This window comes from Pseudomonas sp. MYb327 (genome assembly GCF_040438925.1).
GTDB lineage: Bacteria > Pseudomonadota > Gammaproteobacteria > Pseudomonadales > Pseudomonadaceae > Aquipseudomonas.
On sequence record NZ_CP159258.1, the window covers coordinates 2,223,740 to 2,240,751 of the forward strand.

19 protein-coding genes are annotated in these 17,012 nt (G+C 59.3%); 6 read left to right on the top strand and 13 right to left on the bottom strand.

The genetic code is table 11. The annotated features are described in order from the left end of the window. Positions 1 to 25 precede the first annotated feature (25 nt). Genes ABVN21_RS09905 through ABVN21_RS09920 form a run of 4 tightly spaced genes read right to left on the bottom strand, consistent with a single transcriptional unit; the run spans position 26 to position 3,825 of the window. Positions 26 to 1,111, bottom strand: a complete 1,086-nt coding sequence (locus ABVN21_RS09905; RefSeq protein ID WP_339553779.1) for a polyamine ABC transporter substrate-binding protein — start codon at positions 1,109 to 1,111, stop codon at positions 26 to 28. A gap of 53 nt (positions 1,112 to 1,164) precedes the next feature. Continuing rightward, positions 1,165 to 1,509: a cupin domain-containing protein gene (locus ABVN21_RS09910; RefSeq protein WP_339553780.1), complete on the bottom strand. Its 345-nt coding sequence runs from the start codon at positions 1,507 to 1,509 to the stop codon at positions 1,165 to 1,167. A 43-nt stretch (positions 1,510 to 1,552) separates the two neighbouring features. Then, the gene (locus tag ABVN21_RS09915; protein ID WP_339553781.1) at positions 1,553 to 2,959 is read right to left on the bottom strand and encodes an FAD-dependent oxidoreductase; all 1,407 of its coding nucleotides are present in this window, start codon (positions 2,957 to 2,959) and stop codon (positions 1,553 to 1,555) included. A gap of 50 nt (positions 2,960 to 3,009) precedes the next feature. Next, the gene (locus ABVN21_RS09920; protein ID WP_339553782.1) at positions 3,010 to 3,825 is read right to left on the bottom strand and encodes a helix-turn-helix domain-containing protein; all 816 of its coding nucleotides are present in this window, start codon (positions 3,823 to 3,825) and stop codon (positions 3,010 to 3,012) included. Positions 3,826 to 4,089: 264 nt separating this feature from the next. On the opposite strand from ABVN21_RS09920, the gene ABVN21_RS09925 reads away from it, so the two are divergent. Further along, positions 4,090 to 4,362, top strand: coding sequence for a DUF1652 domain-containing protein (locus ABVN21_RS09925; protein WP_047538622.1), 273 nt, complete (start codon positions 4,090 to 4,092; stop codon positions 4,360 to 4,362). A gap of 69 nt (positions 4,363 to 4,431) precedes the next feature. Here the strand turns inward: ABVN21_RS09925 and ABVN21_RS09930 are convergent, their stop codons facing one another. Continuing rightward, on the bottom strand, positions 4,432 to 5,298 hold the full coding sequence (locus ABVN21_RS09930) for a LysR family transcriptional regulator (protein ID WP_339553783.1): 867 nt from the start codon (positions 5,296 to 5,298) through the stop codon (positions 4,432 to 4,434). Between the two features lie 112 nt (positions 5,299 to 5,410). Between ABVN21_RS09930 and ABVN21_RS09935 the strand changes: the two genes are divergently transcribed. Next, on the top strand, positions 5,411 to 5,836 hold the full coding sequence (locus ABVN21_RS09935; protein WP_339553784.1) for a VOC family protein: 426 nt from the start codon (positions 5,411 to 5,413) through the stop codon (positions 5,834 to 5,836). Positions 5,837 to 5,945: 109 nt separating this feature from the next. Here ABVN21_RS09935 and ABVN21_RS09940 read toward each other — a convergent pair whose 3' ends face one another. The 6 genes from ABVN21_RS09940 to ABVN21_RS09965 all read right to left on the bottom strand — a co-directional run bounded on the left by ABVN21_RS09940 (position 5,946) and on the right by ABVN21_RS09965 (position 11,462). After that, complete coding sequence (locus tag ABVN21_RS09940) at positions 5,946 to 6,527, bottom strand: GGDEF domain-containing protein (protein ID WP_339553785.1); 582 nt, start codon at positions 6,525 to 6,527, stop codon at positions 5,946 to 5,948. A gap of 78 nt (positions 6,528 to 6,605) precedes the next feature. Continuing rightward, the gene (locus tag ABVN21_RS09945) at positions 6,606 to 7,184 is read right to left on the bottom strand and encodes a hypothetical protein (protein WP_339553786.1); all 579 of its coding nucleotides are present in this window, start codon (positions 7,182 to 7,184) and stop codon (positions 6,606 to 6,608) included. A 1-nt stretch (position 7,185) separates the two neighbouring features. Next, a complete protein-coding gene (locus ABVN21_RS09950) occupies positions 7,186 to 9,354 on the bottom strand; it encodes a xanthine dehydrogenase family protein molybdopterin-binding subunit (RefSeq protein ID WP_339553787.1) in 2,169 nt (722 codons plus the stop codon). A gap of 5 nt (positions 9,355 to 9,359) precedes the next feature. After that, positions 9,360 to 9,815: a (2Fe-2S)-binding protein gene (locus ABVN21_RS09955; protein ID WP_034148825.1), complete on the bottom strand. Its 456-nt coding sequence runs from the start codon at positions 9,813 to 9,815 to the stop codon at positions 9,360 to 9,362. Between the two features lie 244 nt (positions 9,816 to 10,059). Further along, positions 10,060 to 11,214: an NnrS family protein gene (locus ABVN21_RS09960; protein ID WP_339553788.1), complete on the bottom strand. Its 1,155-nt coding sequence runs from the start codon at positions 11,212 to 11,214 to the stop codon at positions 10,060 to 10,062. Then, positions 11,214 to 11,462, bottom strand: a complete 249-nt coding sequence (locus ABVN21_RS09965; protein ID WP_339553789.1) for a transmembrane sensor/regulator PpyR — start codon at positions 11,460 to 11,462, stop codon at positions 11,214 to 11,216. Before ABVN21_RS09965 ends, ABVN21_RS09960 begins: the two co-directional genes overlap by 1 nt. A 265-nt stretch (positions 11,463 to 11,727) precedes the next feature. On the opposite strand from ABVN21_RS09965, the gene ABVN21_RS09970 reads away from it, so the two are divergent. Then, on the top strand, positions 11,728 to 12,231 hold the full coding sequence (locus ABVN21_RS09970) for a VOC family protein (protein ID WP_339553790.1): 504 nt from the start codon (positions 11,728 to 11,730) through the stop codon (positions 12,229 to 12,231). A gap of 33 nt (positions 12,232 to 12,264) precedes the next feature. Then, positions 12,265 to 13,098: an AraC family transcriptional regulator gene (locus ABVN21_RS09975; RefSeq protein ID WP_339553791.1), complete on the top strand. Its 834-nt coding sequence runs from the start codon at positions 12,265 to 12,267 to the stop codon at positions 13,096 to 13,098. Positions 13,099 to 13,212: 114 nt separating this feature from the next. Here the strand turns inward: ABVN21_RS09975 and ABVN21_RS09980 are convergent, their stop codons facing one another. Further along, a complete protein-coding gene (locus ABVN21_RS09980) occupies positions 13,213 to 13,800 on the bottom strand; it encodes a LysE family translocator (protein ID WP_339553792.1) in 588 nt (195 codons plus the stop codon). 98 nt (positions 13,801 to 13,898) lie between these two features. Then, on the bottom strand, positions 13,899 to 15,230 hold the full coding sequence (locus ABVN21_RS09985; RefSeq protein WP_339553793.1) for a PLP-dependent aminotransferase family protein: 1,332 nt from the start codon (positions 15,228 to 15,230) through the stop codon (positions 13,899 to 13,901). 84 nt (positions 15,231 to 15,314) lie between these two features. Here ABVN21_RS09985 and ABVN21_RS09990 point away from each other — a divergent pair, with 84 nt between their 5' ends. Both ABVN21_RS09990 and ABVN21_RS09995 read left to right on the top strand, forming a co-directional pair. After that, a complete protein-coding gene (locus tag ABVN21_RS09990; RefSeq protein WP_339553794.1) occupies positions 15,315 to 16,211 on the top strand; it encodes a DMT family transporter in 897 nt (298 codons plus the stop codon). 90 nt (positions 16,212 to 16,301) lie between these two features. Further along, positions 16,302 to 16,922: a LysE family translocator gene (locus ABVN21_RS09995; RefSeq protein WP_339553795.1), complete on the top strand. Its 621-nt coding sequence runs from the start codon at positions 16,302 to 16,304 to the stop codon at positions 16,920 to 16,922. Positions 16,923 to 17,012: the final 90 nt, after the last annotated feature.

Consider the following 17,012-nt stretch of genomic DNA (forward strand, 5'->3'; position numbering starts at 1 on the left):
GTCACCGGCCCGGCGCGCATCACCTTCAACTGCCGGTGCGAATCTTGTTCCATACCCGTGTACGAATCCGGTCGATGTTCAATGGCATCGCTTCCAGGGCGAACAATTTCCCCATCATTTCCGGGCTCGGATAGACCTTGGTGTCGTTCTTGATGGCCGGATCGACGAGGCTGTCTGCCTGTTCGTTGCCATTGGCGTAATGCACATAGTTAGTGATGCTGGCCATGACGTCCGGACGCAGCAGGTAGTTCATGAAGGGGTAGCCGGCCTTTTCGTCCGGGGCATCGACGGGCATGGCCACCATGTCGAACCAGATAGCCGCGCCTTCCTTGGGAATCGCGTAGCCGATGTCGATGCCATTCTTGGCTTCCTTGGCACGGCTCTCGGCTTGCAGGATGTCGCCGGAGAACCCGACCGCCACGCAAATATCGCCGTTGGCCAGGTCGCTGGTGTACTTGGACGAGTGGAAATAGCTGATGTAAGGCCGTACTTTCATCAGCAACGCTTCGGCTTTCTTGTAGTCTTCCGGGTTTTTACTGTGATGCGGCAGGCCCAGGTAATTAAGCGCGGCCGGCAGCAGTTCCGGGCCGTTATCGAGGATGGCCACGCCGCATTTCTGCAACTTTTCCATGTTTTCTGGCTTGAAGATCAGGTCCCAGGAATCCACCGGCGCGTTGTCGCCCAACACCGCTTTCACCTTGGCAATGTTGTAGCCGATACCGGTGCTGCCCCACAGGTACGGGAAGCCGTGTTCGTTACCCGGATCGTTGGTTTGCAAGGCTTTGAGCAGCACCGGGTTGAGGTTTTTCCAGTTCGGCAATTGGCTCTTGTCGAGTGTCTTCAGCGCCTTGCCTTCGATCTGGCGTGCCATGAAGTGGTTGGACGGGAACACCACGTCGTAGCCGGATTTGCCGGTCATCAACTTGCCGTCGAGGGTTTCGTTGCTGTCGTAGACGTCGTAAGTGAAGGCGATGCCGGTTTCTTTCTGGAAGTTTTTCGTGGTGTCCGGCGCGATGTAGTCCGACCAGTTGTAGATCTTGACGGTGTCCGCCGCCTGACTGATTGAAGCGACCAGCAATAGCGGCGCGAGGGTCAGTGTCTTTCGGAGCATGAGTCGATTCCTGTAAAGGTTGTTTTTGTTTGGCAGGCAATCAAAAGATCAAATCAAAAAATCAAAACGTAGGTCTTGCGTACGGTTTCCTGGATGTCCCAGATGCCGAGGGTGTTGGCGGGCAACATCAGTGCATCGCCAGCTTCTATGTGCAGGGTTTCGCCGCCGCCATCCGGGGTGAACGTGCAGCGGCCCTGAATGAAGTGACAGAATTCCTGGGCGACGATCTGCCGCCGCCAGCGGCCGGGCGTGCACTCCCAGACGCCGGTTTCGACGCCGTCATCGCGCTCGACGCTGGTGGTCGACGCCACGGCGACGGGTGCACCCAGCGGCACGGCGACCGGGTTGGACTCTTCGAGTTTCAGGGTGGCGGTGTTCTTGAATTGGGTGATGCTCATGGGATTACCTGTCGATCAAGCCTATAGAAGAAGAGCGTGTCGTTTACTGCATGAAACCTTCCATGAACCCCGCGACCCCGCTGGCGAGTTTGCGCCGCCAGGGCGACGTGGCCGGGTTGGCCAGCGTCTGGTCTTCGTGGACGAAGCTGCGGATGATCGCGTTGTAGCCGAGCCAGCGGCATGGCTCGGGTTCCCAGGCCCGGAGTGCATCGAGGCCGCCCTGCGGGATGACCCAGGGCTGGTGAACCAGTTCGGTATCGCGTTGCAGGATCAGGTCGGCAAGTGTTCGCCCGCCGAGGTTACTGGCGCCCACGCCCTCGCCGCCGTAACCGCCGGACAAGGCAATACCGCTGGCGCGGTCGCAGAGCATGTGCGGCTTGAACCGTCGTGACATGCCCAAGTTGCCGCCCCAGCCGTGGGTAATCTGCACGTTCTTGAGTTGGGGGAAGAGTTCGCCGAACAGATAGCGCCTTAGCTCGACTTCGCTGGTGCTCAGGTCGAAGTCATGGCGCAACTTGCCGGCAAACTGATAGCCGCCCCGAGCGCCGAAGATCAAGCGATTGTCCGCCGTGCGCTGGCCGTAAGTGACCTGGCGGCTGCTTTCGCTGAACGCCTGGCCGCGACTCAGACCGATTTCGTCCCAAGTGGTGGCGGACAGCGGTTCCGTGGCGACGATCAGACTTTGCACCGGCAACTGATAACGCCCCAATGGCGGCAGCGTGACCGAATAGCCTTCCACCGCCGGCACTACCCAGCGGCTACGCACCGAGGCTTTCGCCGTGCGCAGGCTGCCCGACTGCCACTGGGTAACCGGGCTGTTTTCGTAGATCTTGACGCCCATGCGTTCAACCGTGCGCGCCAGACCGCGTACCAGTTTGGCCGGGTGCAAGGTGGCGACGTGCGGCGCATAAATGCCGCCATAGGGTTTGGCGATGCGGATCTGTTGGGCCAACTGCTCAGGAGTCAGCCAGCGGTAATCGTTATCGTTGAGGCCCTGACTATGAAGCTTGTCCAGATACTGTCGCAGGCTGGTTTCCTGCTCCGGGTAGCGAGCGGCGCAATAAAGCACCCCACCTTTGCGAAAATCGCAGTCGATGCCTTCACGTTCAATGACGATTTCCACTTCATCGGGGATGGTGTGCAACAAATCGTAGGACGCCCGGCGTTGCTCGGGTGATAAGTGGGCCAACAGCCGGTCTTCACCCAGAAGATTGCCCATCAACCAGCCGCCATTACGCCCCGAGGCGCCAAAGCCAGCGGTTTGCGCCTCGACGATGGCAATGTTCAACCCGGGAGCCTGGCGTTTGAGGTAATACGCGGTCCACAGCCCGGTATAACCGGCGCCGATGATCGCCACGTCGACATCCAGGTCTTGCTCCAGCGCCGCACGGGCCTGTAGCGGCTCGTCGAGTTGGTCCATCCATAAACTGATAGTGCGCCACGCCGGCATGTCTGACTCCGCCACTCAAACTTCGATGACGGTGATCCTAGTGCGTGGCCTCAGAGGCTGTCTTGCGCGCGTGCACGCAAAGAAATTTGTTTCGCGTAAGCCTTGGGCGACTGGCCAGTGTGCTGGCGGAAACAGCTGTAGAACGCCGACAGTGAGTTGAAACCGGCAGCAAATGCCAGTTCGTCAACGCGCACCGGCGGCGTGGCGTTGTCCAGCGCTGCGAGCAAGTGTTGCAGGCGTGCCTGGTTGACGTAGCGATAAAAGCTCTGACCCAGCACTTGATTGAGCAGATAGGAAATCTGATTGCGGCTGTACCCGCACTCCTTCGCCACGCGTTGCAGATCGAGTTCGGGATCGAGGTAAGGCTGTTTGCTCAGGAAGTATTGCTGGAGGTCTTCGGCCATGAAGCTCAATTGACGCGGCGATAAGCCAAGCCGACTCTCGGCCGGACGCCGCTTACTGGCGCTCTGGCTGGCCAGTTGCTCGCGGACCAGCGAGGCATATTCGTTAACGCGCCAGATCAAGCCATCGCGCACGGTAATCGCTTCACTGGAGCGAAACGACACCAGCCCGTTAGTGCCGCGCAAGGTCATCTGGTATTGAATGAACGCCGTGTTGCCATCCAGACGGATTCGGTCCGAGTGTTCCAGTGCTTCATCCGGATTGCGCGGCATGCTGACGCGCACGTACTCACGCAGTTCATCCAGGCCCATCACTCGGTTCTGGAAAAAATCGTTGTACTGGACGTCGGGGTGATACAGCGCCATGACGCCATCCAGGTCCCGGTGCTTCCAGCACAAGTGATAGCGCATGACCGTCTCGCCCGTGGCCTGGGTTTGCAACGGACCATCATCATCAGCGCGCATAAAGGTCTCGGTGGAAAAAAGCCGAGCTTGCCGAAATTCCGCTGCCGCTTCAATGGCCAGCCGGGCGCAGATTATCGACTGAGAATCCCTGGCTTTCGTGACCTGTATCAAAAAAACGCGAGCAATCGCCAAACGGCCTGAAAAATCCACATTATTTTCACATCCGGGTGCTACTTTTACAGTCTGTCACTGGTTGAACCATTGAAGGTTCTTCCCTCCTACCCTGAGCTAAAGGAAGCGCTCGATGAAGAAGGCGGGCAACATATGAATAAAGGATTCAGTAAGGTCACATTTCCAAACGCCTGCCAGCTGATGCGCTGGCATTTTCATCCCATGGGTTTTGAGGCGAGCATGGACGCCCCGGGCAGCATGATTGCCCGTTTGTTTGATCGGGCCACTGGCGAGACCATGATCGCCATTGCCGGCATTCCTTGCGCAACGGTCATGAATGCCGCCGATGTAGAACGAATAATCGAAGCCGTGGAAGATGAGCTTGAGACGTTCATTCCCCCGGTGGCGCTCAGGAGTTATGCCTGAAGGCCGAAAAGTCATAAAGATGCCCTTTTGCTAATGCCGATCAGTTTTGGCTGATCGGCATTTTTGCATTCAGCCATCGTTCGGTATCAGACAACTGGCAAACAACTGCTGAATCGGTTGAGTTCGCTGGCTATAGCGCTGCAACAACACCATCTCTCGATAAAACGTCAAGTCGCCCAAGCGAATCACCCTGACCTTCGCCCCATGCTCAAGCCACAACCCTGCCTCGGGTAGCAGCGATACGCCCAATCCGCATTCGACCATTTTGACGATGGCTTCGAGCTCATCCAGTTCCAGTACAACGTGCACATCAATCTGCCGTTCGCGCAGAAACCGCGTGACCAGCCGGCCGCCGAACGAATTGCGGTCGTAGCGTACATGGGGATGCTCGGCGAGCAACTGCAACGGCTCTTCGCCTTCAAGGTCCATTGGCACAATCAGTACGAACGGCTCCCGGCGAATCAACTGCGCCGATAGCTCCTTGGGAAGTTCGAACGGGGGCTTGATCAGGATCGCCAGGTCCACTTCGCCCGTGTCCACCTGACTCAACAAGTTCAGTGACACGCCGGGTACCAGTTTCGGTTCGAGCAGGGGTGCCTGCTGGCGCAAACGCAGCAGTGCCTGGGGCAGCAGGCCGGTCTGTGCAGTGGCCACAGCGCCAATTTTCAACTCGCCACGGTATTCGCCGACCTCGTCGCTGACCGCCATCCGATGGAAGGTTTCGAGGATTTCCCTGGCCATGGGTAACGCACGCTGGCCCGCCGCATTGAGAAACGCCTGCCGTCCAGTGCGATCGAACAGGCGAATGCCGAGGGTTTGTTCCAGGTTGCGAATCTGCGCACTGACCGCCGACTGCGTCAGGCCGATGTGCATGCCGGCCGCCGCGAACGTGCCGTAGCGCGTTACCGCGATGAAGGTTTTCAGTTCTCGCAACATGGCGGCCTCGAATGATCGAAATAATTTGAGCTCGGCGCAAAAACTATCGTCTTTTCATCGAAAAGCACAGGGTTAAACTCATCACTGACTTCTCTCAAACAAGGAATGCCTGATGCAACTCTCCCCTTTCCACTTGGCCATTCCGGTCTATGACCTGGCCGCCGCACGGCACTTCTATGGCAGCGTGTTTGGCCTCGAAGAAGGTCGTTCCAGCGAGCACTGGGTTGATTTCAATTTTTTCGGCCATCAACTGGTGATTCACCTTGCGCCGAAGAACGCCTCACAGGAAGCCGCCCATACCAATGCCGTAGACGGCCATGACGTGCCGGTGCCGCATTTCGGTGTGGTGTTGGCAATGGCGGAATGGGAGGCGTTGGCTGAACGTTTGAAGTCGCTGGAGACACGCTTCGTTATTGAGCCAGGGATTCGTTTTCAGGGATTGGTCGGTGAGCAGGCGACGATGTTCCTGTTCGATCCTTGCGGCAATGCGCTGGAGTTCAAGGCGTTTAAGGATATTGGGCAGTTGTTTGCTAAATAGATGTTGTCAGCAAGTGCCTCATTGCGAGCAGGCTCGCTCCTGCAGGGGATGCATTTCAAATGTGGGAGCGAGCGTGCTCGCGATGTGGCCGGTCTATTCAGCGCACTTTTTAACGGCCCAACGCCGTTTCCGCCTCAGCCAAGAGCTCTTCAACCGAACCATGCACTGCTGGGTCATGTTCGATCTGCCCGATGTTAAACCTTATGTCATACCCGCGATGCACCGTGGCAGTCCGTTCATCAAGCATCTCCTCAAGCCGGGCCTGTATCGCCTGGGTGTCCACGCTATTGGAACCGGTCAACAAGGCGACAAAAGTGGCACCTTCCAGCCGCCCGATCACGTCGCTTTCCCTGAATCCGATGCGCAACACATCGGCGAAGATCTTGAGAGCATTGTCGCCCTCATTACGGCCAAACAGGTAGTTGATGCGCTTGAAGTCGTCCAGGTTGAAAAACAGCAAGGTCGCCGGTCTTTCCAGTTGCATGCAGGCCTCCAGTCCCGCTTGAGCCAGTGCCAGGAAGCCATGGCGGTTGGGCAGCAACGTGAGCTCATCCATGCTCGCCATCTGTACGCCTATCAGTTCTTGCTCAGCCTTGCGGGCAAGGTCGCGCAGAAGTTCGCGCTCCTGCTGTGGCGTCCGCATGGGGTCGGCGCGAACGCCAGTTTTGTGCGGTTTGCCTGAAATCAACATCACATACTCCTTTGAAGGGTATGTTTCTTAGAGTCCTCAATAACGGGTTTAACTCCGTGTTTACTGGCCGTTGGTCAGCTACCCGCCTATCGGACACGGCCCTCCGGCGTCTGCCCAGAGCTTGAATTGGTTGACAAAGATGTCGTGCGGCACCGGTACCGGTGCGCGATTACCGCCCGGATTCCAGCCCCACAGCACCAGTTTGTCTTCGCTGACATGCTTGATCAGCGCCGGGAAATCACGATCGCCGTTGCTGGCGCGATCCTTGATCATGGCGCACAAACGGTCGGGGGGCAGACTGATCCAGGCCATTTTGTGCGCGGCCGGTGGCAGGCTCCAGTGCGGCGCTCCCGGCGGCGTCTTGGGGCCGTAGCTGACCGGTGGATTGGTATCGGCGTGGCAGGTGGCGCACGGCAAACCGGCCGCGCCCTTACCGTCCAAGCCGCGCACGACGTTCATCGCGTGAGGTTTTCCGGCATCGAACTGCAACGGCGAATCGCCGGGGATGTGGCAGTTCTGGCAACGCGGACTCTGGAAGACTTGCTGTACCGTTTCGAAAGCCTTCAAGGCTTCGCGGTCATCGGCGAACAGCTCCGTGGCGTAGATAAACAGGCAAACCAGCAGCACCCCACCCAGCAGCCAGTGATGTCGTTTCATCTCACACCCCCGACAGTTGCAGCGGCAGTTCCCGCAGGCGTTGCCCGGTCAGGGCGAACACCGCGTTGGCAACGGCCGGTGCCGTGGGCGGCACACCCGCCTCGCCGATGCCACCCGGTTTTTCGCTGCTGGGCACAATGTGCACCTCCACCGCCGGCATTTCGTTCAGCCGCAGCACTTGGTAATCGTGGTAATTGGACTGCACCACCTGCCCGTCCTTAAAGGTCAGTTTGCTGTGCAAGGTGAAGCCGAGGCCGAAGGTGATGCACGATTCCATCTGCGCGGCGATGCTCTGCGGATTGACCGCAATCCCGCAATCCACCGCACACACCACCCGATGCACGCGGATCGCCAGGTTGTCCTGGGACACTTCGGCCACCTGCGCCACGTAACTGCCGAAAGACTCATGCACCGCCACGCCCAAGGCATGACCGTCCGGCAACGGCGCTTGCCAGTTGGCTTTTTCCACGGCCAGGTTCAACACGCCGAGATGTCGCGGATGGTCCTTGAGCAAGGTGCGTCGGTACTCCACCGGGTCCTTGCCCGCCGCCGTGGCCAGTTCATCGATCAACGATTCCATGACGAACCCTGTGTGGGTGTGCCCCACCGACCGCAGCCACAGCACGGTGATGCCGGTTTGCGGCGAGTGCAGTTCAACTTGATGGTTGACCAGCCCTTCGAGGTAGGGACTGTCGGCCACGCCTTCGACGGAGGTTTTGTCGATGCCGTTCTTGACCATCGCCGCTTCCAGCATGGTCCCGGCCATGATCGATTGCCCGACCATTACGTGTTTCCAGGCCAGGGGCAGGCCATCCGCACCGAGGCCCACCGTTGCATGGTGCAGGAAGGCTGAGCGGTAATAGCCACCCCGGATATCATCCTCCCGCGCCCAAACGGTCTTGACCGGTCCGCCTGCTGCCTTGGCGACCTGCACCGCTTCGGCGACAAAATCCGAGGTCGGGTTGGCTCGCCTGCCAAAGCCGCCGCCGAGGAATTCGGTGTGAATCTCGACCTGCTCGGGTTTAAGCCCGGTGATTTTCCCGGCGACCATTTGGTCGAGGGTCTGAAACTGCGTCCCGGTCCAGATCTCGCATTTGTCCTGGGTAATGCTCACGGTGCAATTGAGCGGCTCCATCGGGGCATGGGCCAGGTAAGGCACGCTGTACTCGACATCAATGGTTTTCGCCGCTTTGGCCAGTGCAGCCTTGGTATCGCCAGCCTGACTGGCGGACGTACCGGGCGTGGTCGCGAGTTTGCGGAAGCGCTCCAACAGCGCCTGACTGTCGAGATCGATGTTCGGTCCCAGATCCCACTCAACCGTCAACGCATCGCGCCCCAGCTTCGCCGCCCAGTAGTGGTCGGCGATGACCGCCACGCCGGTCGGCACCTGCACCACTTTACGCACGCCAGGTATCGCAAGCGCCCCGGCACCTTCGAAGGATTTGACACTGCCGCCAAACACCGGGGACCGCGCGACCATCGCCGTCATCAAGCCGTCGAACTGCACGTCCATGCCGAACTTCGCCCGCCCGGTGATTTTTTCCGGCGTGTCCAGGCGTTTGGTGGGTTTGCCGATGAGTTTCCAGTCCTTGGCCTCTTTGAGCTTGATCGACGCCGGATCCGGCACCGGCAGCTTGCCCGCGTCATCGGCCAGTTCGCCGTAGGTGGCGCGTTGCTCACCAGCAATCACGACGCCGGATTCGGTGCGAATCTCGGAAGGCGCAACGTTGAAGCGCTTGGCTGCTGCCTCGATCAACATCAACCGCGCCGCCGCACCGGCCTGGCGGTAACGATCGAACTCCATCCAGGTCGAGGTCGAGCCGCCGGTGATTTGCATTCCGCCAAACCCGGCCAAACCGTAATCCTTGGCAGACGCTGGTGAATGTTCGACGCGAATTTTCGACCAGTCGGCATCCAGTTCTTCGGCAATCAGCATGGTCAGGCCGGTCCAGATGCCCTGGCCCATTTCCGAATGACCAAGTAATACCGTGACACTGTTGTCATTGCCGATACGCAGAAATGCATTTGGTGCGAACACGTTGCCCTGGTTCTCGGCGCCCATGGCAAAACGATGGGCACCGGGAATAACAAACGCCACCACCAGGCCGCCGCCCAGCACAGCACTGCCCTTGAGAAAATTCCGGCGCGATAACGGACTGAAGCTATCCATGGCCATCAACCCAGTTCAGCGGCGCGTTTGACCGCGGCGCGAATTCTTGGATAGGTGCCGCAGCGGCAAATGTTGCCCGACAGCGCCTGATCGATGTCGCTGTCGGTGGGCTGCGGAATCTTCGCCAACAAAGCCGCTGCCGACATAATCTGCCCGGACTGACAGTAACCGCATTGGACCACATCGAGTTCAGCCCAGGCTTGTTGCACCGGGTGCGAACCGTCGGTGGACAGGCCTTCGATGGTGAGGATTTTCTGCCCATGGGCCACCGCCGTGGCGGGGGTGATGCAGGAGCGCAGCGGAGCGCCGTCGATGTGCACGGTGCAGGCGCCGCACTGCGCCATGCCACAGCCGAACTTGGTTCCGGTCAGGTGCGCGACATCACGCAGGACCCACAACAGCGGCATGTCCGCGGGGACATCCAGCTCCTGGTCCTGACCATTGATATTGAGGGTCAGCATTGCGAAGGTCCTCAGACTCACGGTGTTCTGAAGGGGGACGCCGCTGTGGTTATCAAGAACCTACGCGCGCCTCGGGTTATCCCTACAGCTAAGCGCAATTTGACCGGCAGACCGAGGCGTATCGACCACCGGTCATGAATCACGCGGATCTGTAGGAGCTGGCTTGCCAGCGATCACGGTGGGCCATCAGCATCGATTTCGCCTGACGCGCCGCTATCGCTGGCAAGCCAGCTCCTACAGAAAGCTAGACCCGTGGCTTGATCAGAATCCCGGTATAACGCAGGAGAAACAACCCAAACGCCGCACACCAAAGCAACGCCGACAACCCCAGTCCCCAGCCGGAAAACGGCACCAGCAACACCCGCGAAACCCCAGCCATCAATACCAGGCCGAACCCCACCACAATTGCTTTCGAAGGCAGCAATGGCCGGCCGGTATGCCCAAGGCTGACCCGGGCAGTCATCGCCAGAATTAACCCGCCAATACCGCCCACCGACAGTGAATGAGTCGCCAGGCTCTGCTGCGGCATCAGGCCGGCGTGCCACAGCACCATGGCGAAAACCGCCACTACCAGCCAGACATACGACAGATACAGCGACCACAACAGCGGCACTCGCCAGATACCACGGTCATGCCAACGCCACAGACGAATCAGGTGCAGACTGCCCATCAATAAAAACAACACCGCCAGCCAAAGCCTCGGGACGTCATTCAAGCCGAGGGTAAAAGTCAGCGCGGTCAGCAGTCCGCTCACCAGCAGGACCTTGGTGGGTAGCGGATTGACCGCAGGCTGTGCTGGACGATTCAAGCCACGCTGGATGAAGAACGGGATCACACGTCCACCGATCACGCTCATCAGTGCGCCGATCAGCCACAAGGCGGTTAATACTCCACGTCGCTGCAAGCCGACATTATCGGTGGAGATGCCCCACAACGTCATGGCCTGACAACCGGCCAGCAGCATGACCATCAACAAAATCGGGTAGTTTTCGCGCTTGCCGGCAGCGATCAGGTCGCGCCCCAGTATCCCGGTCAACAACGGCAAAAAAGGCAGCTGCAACAACAGCAACCACGCAGGAGAAATCGGCAGCAGCCAGGCCAGTCGCGCCAGCAGCCAGACCAGCACCAGCCAGATAAGTGGCCAGCCGTTGAGCCCAGGGCGACCAGTCCAGTTAGGTACTGCTGTCAGCAGGAACCCGGCGATGATCGCGGCGGCAAATCCGAACGGCATCTCGTGCCGATGCCAGGCGAGCATGCTGCCCACCGGTTGCGCACCGGGCAAACGGCCGTATAGCCACAGCGCCCAGATTGCCACCGCCAGTGCGGCGAACGCGGCGCCTGCGAGGAAGAACGGACGAAAGCCGAGACTGAAGACGGGAGCGGCGGCCAATTTACACATCAGGCCAACGCTACGCGCTGAGGTTTGCTCAACCGGTGCTGGGACAGCAGGCGCATGACGTAGCCGATTTTCAGCAGCGTCGGCCCGATGATGGTCATGGCGTGCAGCGCCACTTGCGCCGGGATCGACAGATGACCGTTGTAGAGGTAAGCGCCATAGATCCCGGCGAGCAACATTGCCAGGCCAACGATAAGCACGCGGCTCGAAAGGTGCAGGACATTCTGAGGATTGCTGAAGAAATGGAACATTTTCCGTACTCCTGTAGCAGTTCAGTTGTACGTTGGATGTATCAAGTGTCGTGCCAGTTATCCAAGGCAGCTAAATCAGCCACTTAGGTAGGTGCGGGTCAAAACGACTCTATTGCGAAAGAGTCCGTATGACTCAGCCTGTAGTCATAACGACTTCGGCGACTAAAAATCCCCTACGCACTGGGCGATCTACGGCGCGTCCAGACCCACGCAGGCTAGCTACGCTGATAGTCCAGCATGCAAAAACCTGCCAAGGAGACCCGCCATGCTTCATATTCAAAAACTCACACCCTGCCTGTGGTTCGATGGTCAGGCCGAAGAGGCTGCGAAGTTTTATTGCGCGATCTTCGATCATTCGAAAATCACCGCCATCACCCACTATGGCGAGGCTGGTAAAGAATTCCATGGTCGCGAAGTCGGTTCGGTCATGACGGTCAGTTTCGAACTCGACGGGCAGACATTTACCGGCCTTAACGGTGGCCCGAACTTCATCTTCAACGAAGCGATTTCGTTCCAGGTCAACTGCCAGACCCAGGAAGAAGTCGACCACTTCTGGGGGCGCCTGTCCGCCGGCGGGCCAGTCGAGGCGCAACAGTGCGGCTGGCTCAAGGACAAATTCGGAGTGTCCTGGCAGATCGTGCCAGTCGCCATGATGGAGATGATCAAAGACCCCGACACGATCAAATCCCAGCGTGCGATGCTGGCGATGATGCACATGAAAAAACTCGATATCGCTGAGCTGCAACGAGCCTTTAACGGCGAGAGCTAATACACTCCGACGCTGATCTGACAAGGACTGGCCATGAAGCTCTCCAAGCCCCGGGACACCAACAAAGCCCCGCGTTTCTGGCGCGATGACGCCCTGCCCTTCATCGAAGCCCGCTCCATCGCCGACGGGCGCGAGGTCTGTTACACCCGGCATTCCCACGAGCACTTTTCCATCGGGGCGATTACCGCCGGGCGCAGTACCTATATCCATGAGCAATCGTACTTCGAGGTCAGTATTGGCACCGTCGTGCTGATGAACCCCGGTGATGTCCACGCCTGCAATCCGATCGATGATCAGCCCTGGTCCTACCTGATGCTCTATGTCGACACCGCTTGGCTCACCGATTTGCAGCATCAGTTGGGGTTCAGCAACGATCTGGCGTTTCGCCGGTTCGCAGTCACCCATATCGCGGACCGCGAACTGTTCGACGGATTGAAGGCTTTATATGAGGTGCTGGTCGATCAGCAGCAGGACGTGTTGCGCAAGCACAGCGCAGCGGTGGAGTTTTTCACCGAAGTGCAGCTACGGCTGAACCCGGTCGATCAACCGTTGCGCGAGCCCAACTTCAAGCTGGAACGCGCTGCCGATTTCATCCGCGATCACTGCACGCAAATACTCAAGCTCGAAGACATCTGCGAAGCGGCGCAACTGTCGCCGTCCTACCTGATCCGCGCGTTCAAGCAACACTACGGCATGACGCCCCATGCTTTTCTGGTTAACCGGCGCATCCAGTTCGCCCAGGATCAGTTGCGCAACGGCAAGTTGATCGCCGACGTGGCACTGGAAGCGGGATTTGCCGATCAAGCGCATTTTCAACGGGCATTCAAACAGCACCTGGCGGCAACACCGGGGCAGTATCGCGGCTGAGTCAGCCTCGCCACAAAGAAGGTTTCGATTCCGCTGGGTGCCCGTGACTTGGCGCACCCACTACCCGCCACAACGCCAAGCCAGGCACCGGCTCTCGCCACAATTGTTTAGTGCCTAGGGCAACACCAGGTAAATCGCACTCACCGCCAGTAACAACGCCATGACCCGATTGAACCAGCGCATGCCCACCGGGTTGTGCAGGTACCCGCGCAGGAATGTCCCGGCATAGGCCCAGCAACCTACCGACAGATAGCAAATCACCAGGTACACCGCCGCGAATTGCCAGACCAGGCGTGCTTCGCCATCGGCGACAAACGCGCCCATCCCGGCCACGCAAGCCAGCCAGGCTTTTGGGTTGAGCCACTGCATCACCGCGCCATACAACATCGTTGGCGCCCGACCAGATTCCTTCGACTCAAGCTGCCCGTTATCCGCCGCCAACTTGAAGGCCATGTAGAGCAGGAACGCCACGCCCGCCCACTGCACCACTTGAGTCATGGCCGGCCAAATTCGTAGCAACTCATGCAAGCCCAGCCCCATCAGCACCAGCAACAACACAAAACCCAGGGTCGCTCCTGCGACGTGCCACTGGCTGGCGCGAAAACCGAAACGCGCCCCGGAACTCAACGCCACAATATTCACCGGCCCCGGCGTTATCGAAGCGGCCAACGCAAACGCCGCCATGGACATCATCAGACTCATCGCACACCTACTTCCTGTCAGTTAAACCAGGCCCCACGGTAAAGACCCCTGCTGTGCGCGTATTGAAGAAAACTACCCTCGCCTGCGATCCAGTAGCGCTACGCGTAATAGCCCACCACCCTCTTCACTTTCACCAAGGCTTCGCGCAGCGAATCCATGTCCACCGAGCCCAGCGCCAGACGAATCGCGTGCGGCACGTGGGTCGAGATTGCAAAGGGCTCGGCGGGCGACACCGATACCTGCTCGCGCATCAACGCCATGGCGATCTGGTCGGCCCGGGCCTCTTCGCCCAGCGGTAGCCAAATGAAATACGAATTCGGATGGCTGATGTATTTAAGCCCAGCCAACACTTCGCGAGCCAAGGCCTGCCGCGCCCGTGCGTCCGCACGTTTCTGCGCCTCAAGCTTGATCACCGTGCCGTCTTCGAGCCAGGCAACGGCCAGGGCCGTCATTACGCCGGGGGTGTTCCAGGTGGTCGCCATGATCGTGCGTTCGAATGCCGCCACCCATTTCACTGGTGCCGCCACAAACCCGACGCGTAGCCCGGTGGCAACGCTTTTGGACAGGCCTGAAACGTACACCGTTCTTTCAGGTGCCATCTCAGTCAAGGGCGGTGGTGCGTCTCCGGCGAGAAACGCGTAGGCAGCATCCTCGATGATGGTCAGGTCGTACCTGCGCGCTATCGTCACCAACTGCTCGCGCTGATCCGCCGCCATCACCCAGCCCAACGGGTTATGCAGGGTCGGCATCGAATAAACCGCGCGGACCGATCGACTCCGGCACAACCTCTCCAAGGCAAACAAATCAGGCCCCTTGTCGGTGACAGGAATGGGCAAGAGCTCAAGGTGCAGCGTTTCGGCGAGGGTCTTGAATCCGGGGTAAGTCAGCGCATCGGCGGCGATCACATCCCCAGGCTTGAGCAGCGTCATCAAGGTCACCGCCAGCCCATGTTGAGCGCCGCTGACGATCAACACCTGCTCGGCCGGTACGTTCAGCCCGCGCTCGCTGAGGTGACCCGCGACCGCAGCCCGCTCATGCAGACGCCCTGCGTGGGGCTGGTAACGCAGGTGCGATTCCAGATCTCCGGATAGCGCGAGCTGGCGTAGAGCATTACGCAACAAATCAGCCTGACCCGGCAGTGACGGGTAGTTGAAATTGAGGTCAATCATCCCCGCCGCCACCACCGACTGTGAGATGCCTTGTCCGGGCGGCAGTGCCGTTTCCCTGACGAAGGTCCCGCGCCCGGTTTCGCCGCTGACAAGGCCCATGCTTTCAAGCTCGGCATAAACCCGACTGGCCGTGACCAGTGCCAATCCATGTTCAGTGGCGAGTTGACGATGTGTTGGCAAACGCGCACCGGGGGGCAATTGCCCCGAGCGAATGTCAGCCGCAAAGGCATCAACCAGCGATTTGTATCGGGATCGAGGCATGATGTATCCATGACAATTTTTTGATTGTACCGATAGTCAGCCATACGATGGCATTCGTGCAATCAAACAATGAGCGTGGACTACATGGAACGGACTTCGAACGTACAAAACACGGCGCTGGAAAGCAGCGCTCGCGGATGGATCAACGGATTGATAGGTGTTGTGATTTTCAGCGGATCGTTGCCAGCGACGCGGGTAGCCGTGCTGGAATTCGACCCTGTGTTCCTGACAGTGGCTCGGGCCACCATCGCGGCGATTCTGGCGTTGGCGCTGCTGTTGCTGTTCAAGGAAAAGCGTCCTGCGCGCAATCAGCTTGTGCCGTTGATCATCGTCGCGTTGGGTGTGGTGGTTGGTTTTCCGCTGCTAACCGCGCTGGCGCTGCAATACGTGACGTCCGCGCACTCCATCGTGTTCGTCGGCCTGCTGCCCCTCGCGACAGCGGTGTTTGGCGTCTTGCGCGGTGGCGAGCGTCCCCGGCCGGTGTTTTGGATCTTCTCGGTGTTGGGCAGTCTGCTGGTGGTCGGGTTTGCCGTCGCCCAAGGGCTAACCGCTTCACCCCAGGGCGACGTCCTGATGCTGCTGGCGATAGTGGCCTGCGGTCTGGGATACGCCGAAGGCGCGAAGTTGTCGCGCACACTCGGCGGTTGGCAAGTGATTTCCTGGGCGCTGGTGCTTGCGCTGCCGGTCATGGCTGCGCTGACGTTTTGGCGGATGCCTGCGAACTTCGCCAATATCAGCACCCCGGCGTGGTTCAGTCTGGCGTACGTATCGCTGTTCAGCATGCTGATCGGGTTTGTGTTCTGGTATCGCGGCCTCGCCCAGGGCGGGATTGCCGCGGTCGGACAACTGCAATTGCTGCAGCCGTTTTTCGGCCTGGCACTGGCGGCGACTTTGCTTCACGAGCACGTCAGCCTTGGCATGCTCGGGGTGACCGTCGCGGTGATTCTCTGCGTGGCCGGGGCAAAAAAATTCTCCCGCTAGCCACTGATACGGCGCTTTAGGTCCATGACTGTACGGGGCGTGCCACCCGCCAGCCGTGATAAAAATACGGCACTTCTACTGGAGCCGATCATGGACCTCGCCACCCTCTCCCTTTTTCTCCCCGCCTGTTTCGCCCTGAACATGGCCCCCGGCCCGAACAACTTGCTATCGGTCAGCAATTCGACCCGCTATGGCTATCGCACCGCTTGCCTGGCCGGTGTTGGCCGCTTGCTGGCTTTCGCCGGGATGATCGCCCTCGCTTCGGCGGGCCTGGCGGTGGTGTTGCAGACGTCGGAGTTATTGTTCTACGGAATCAAGATTCTCGGAGCGGCGTACCTGTTTTACCTTGCGTGGCAATTGTGGCGCGCCAACCCCGGCGCAGAGAACGTCGTGGCGAGTGCACCGGTGGGCATGCTGGCGTTGGCCCGGCAAGAATTTCTGGTGGCGGCCGGTAATCCCAAAGCCATTTTGATCTTCACGGCGTTCCTGCCGCAGTTCGTCGATCCGACCCGCGCGATCACACCACAATTTGCGGTATTGGGAGCGTTGTTCCTGATTCTCGAATGGATCGCCATCGCGGCCTACGCCTACATGGGGTTGCACATGCGCCGCTGGTTTGCCAAGCCGTCAGGCAAGCGAATGTTCAATCGTTGCTGCGCAGGGTTGTTGTCGGCGGCGGCTTCGGTGTTGTTGATGGCACGTCGTACCTGACGCCGCTCCCACATTGACCTGATGGAGAATGACTGGGATTCCCTGTCGATTTTCCGGTAGAGGCTGTCCATGTCGCGTTCTATGCTAGGC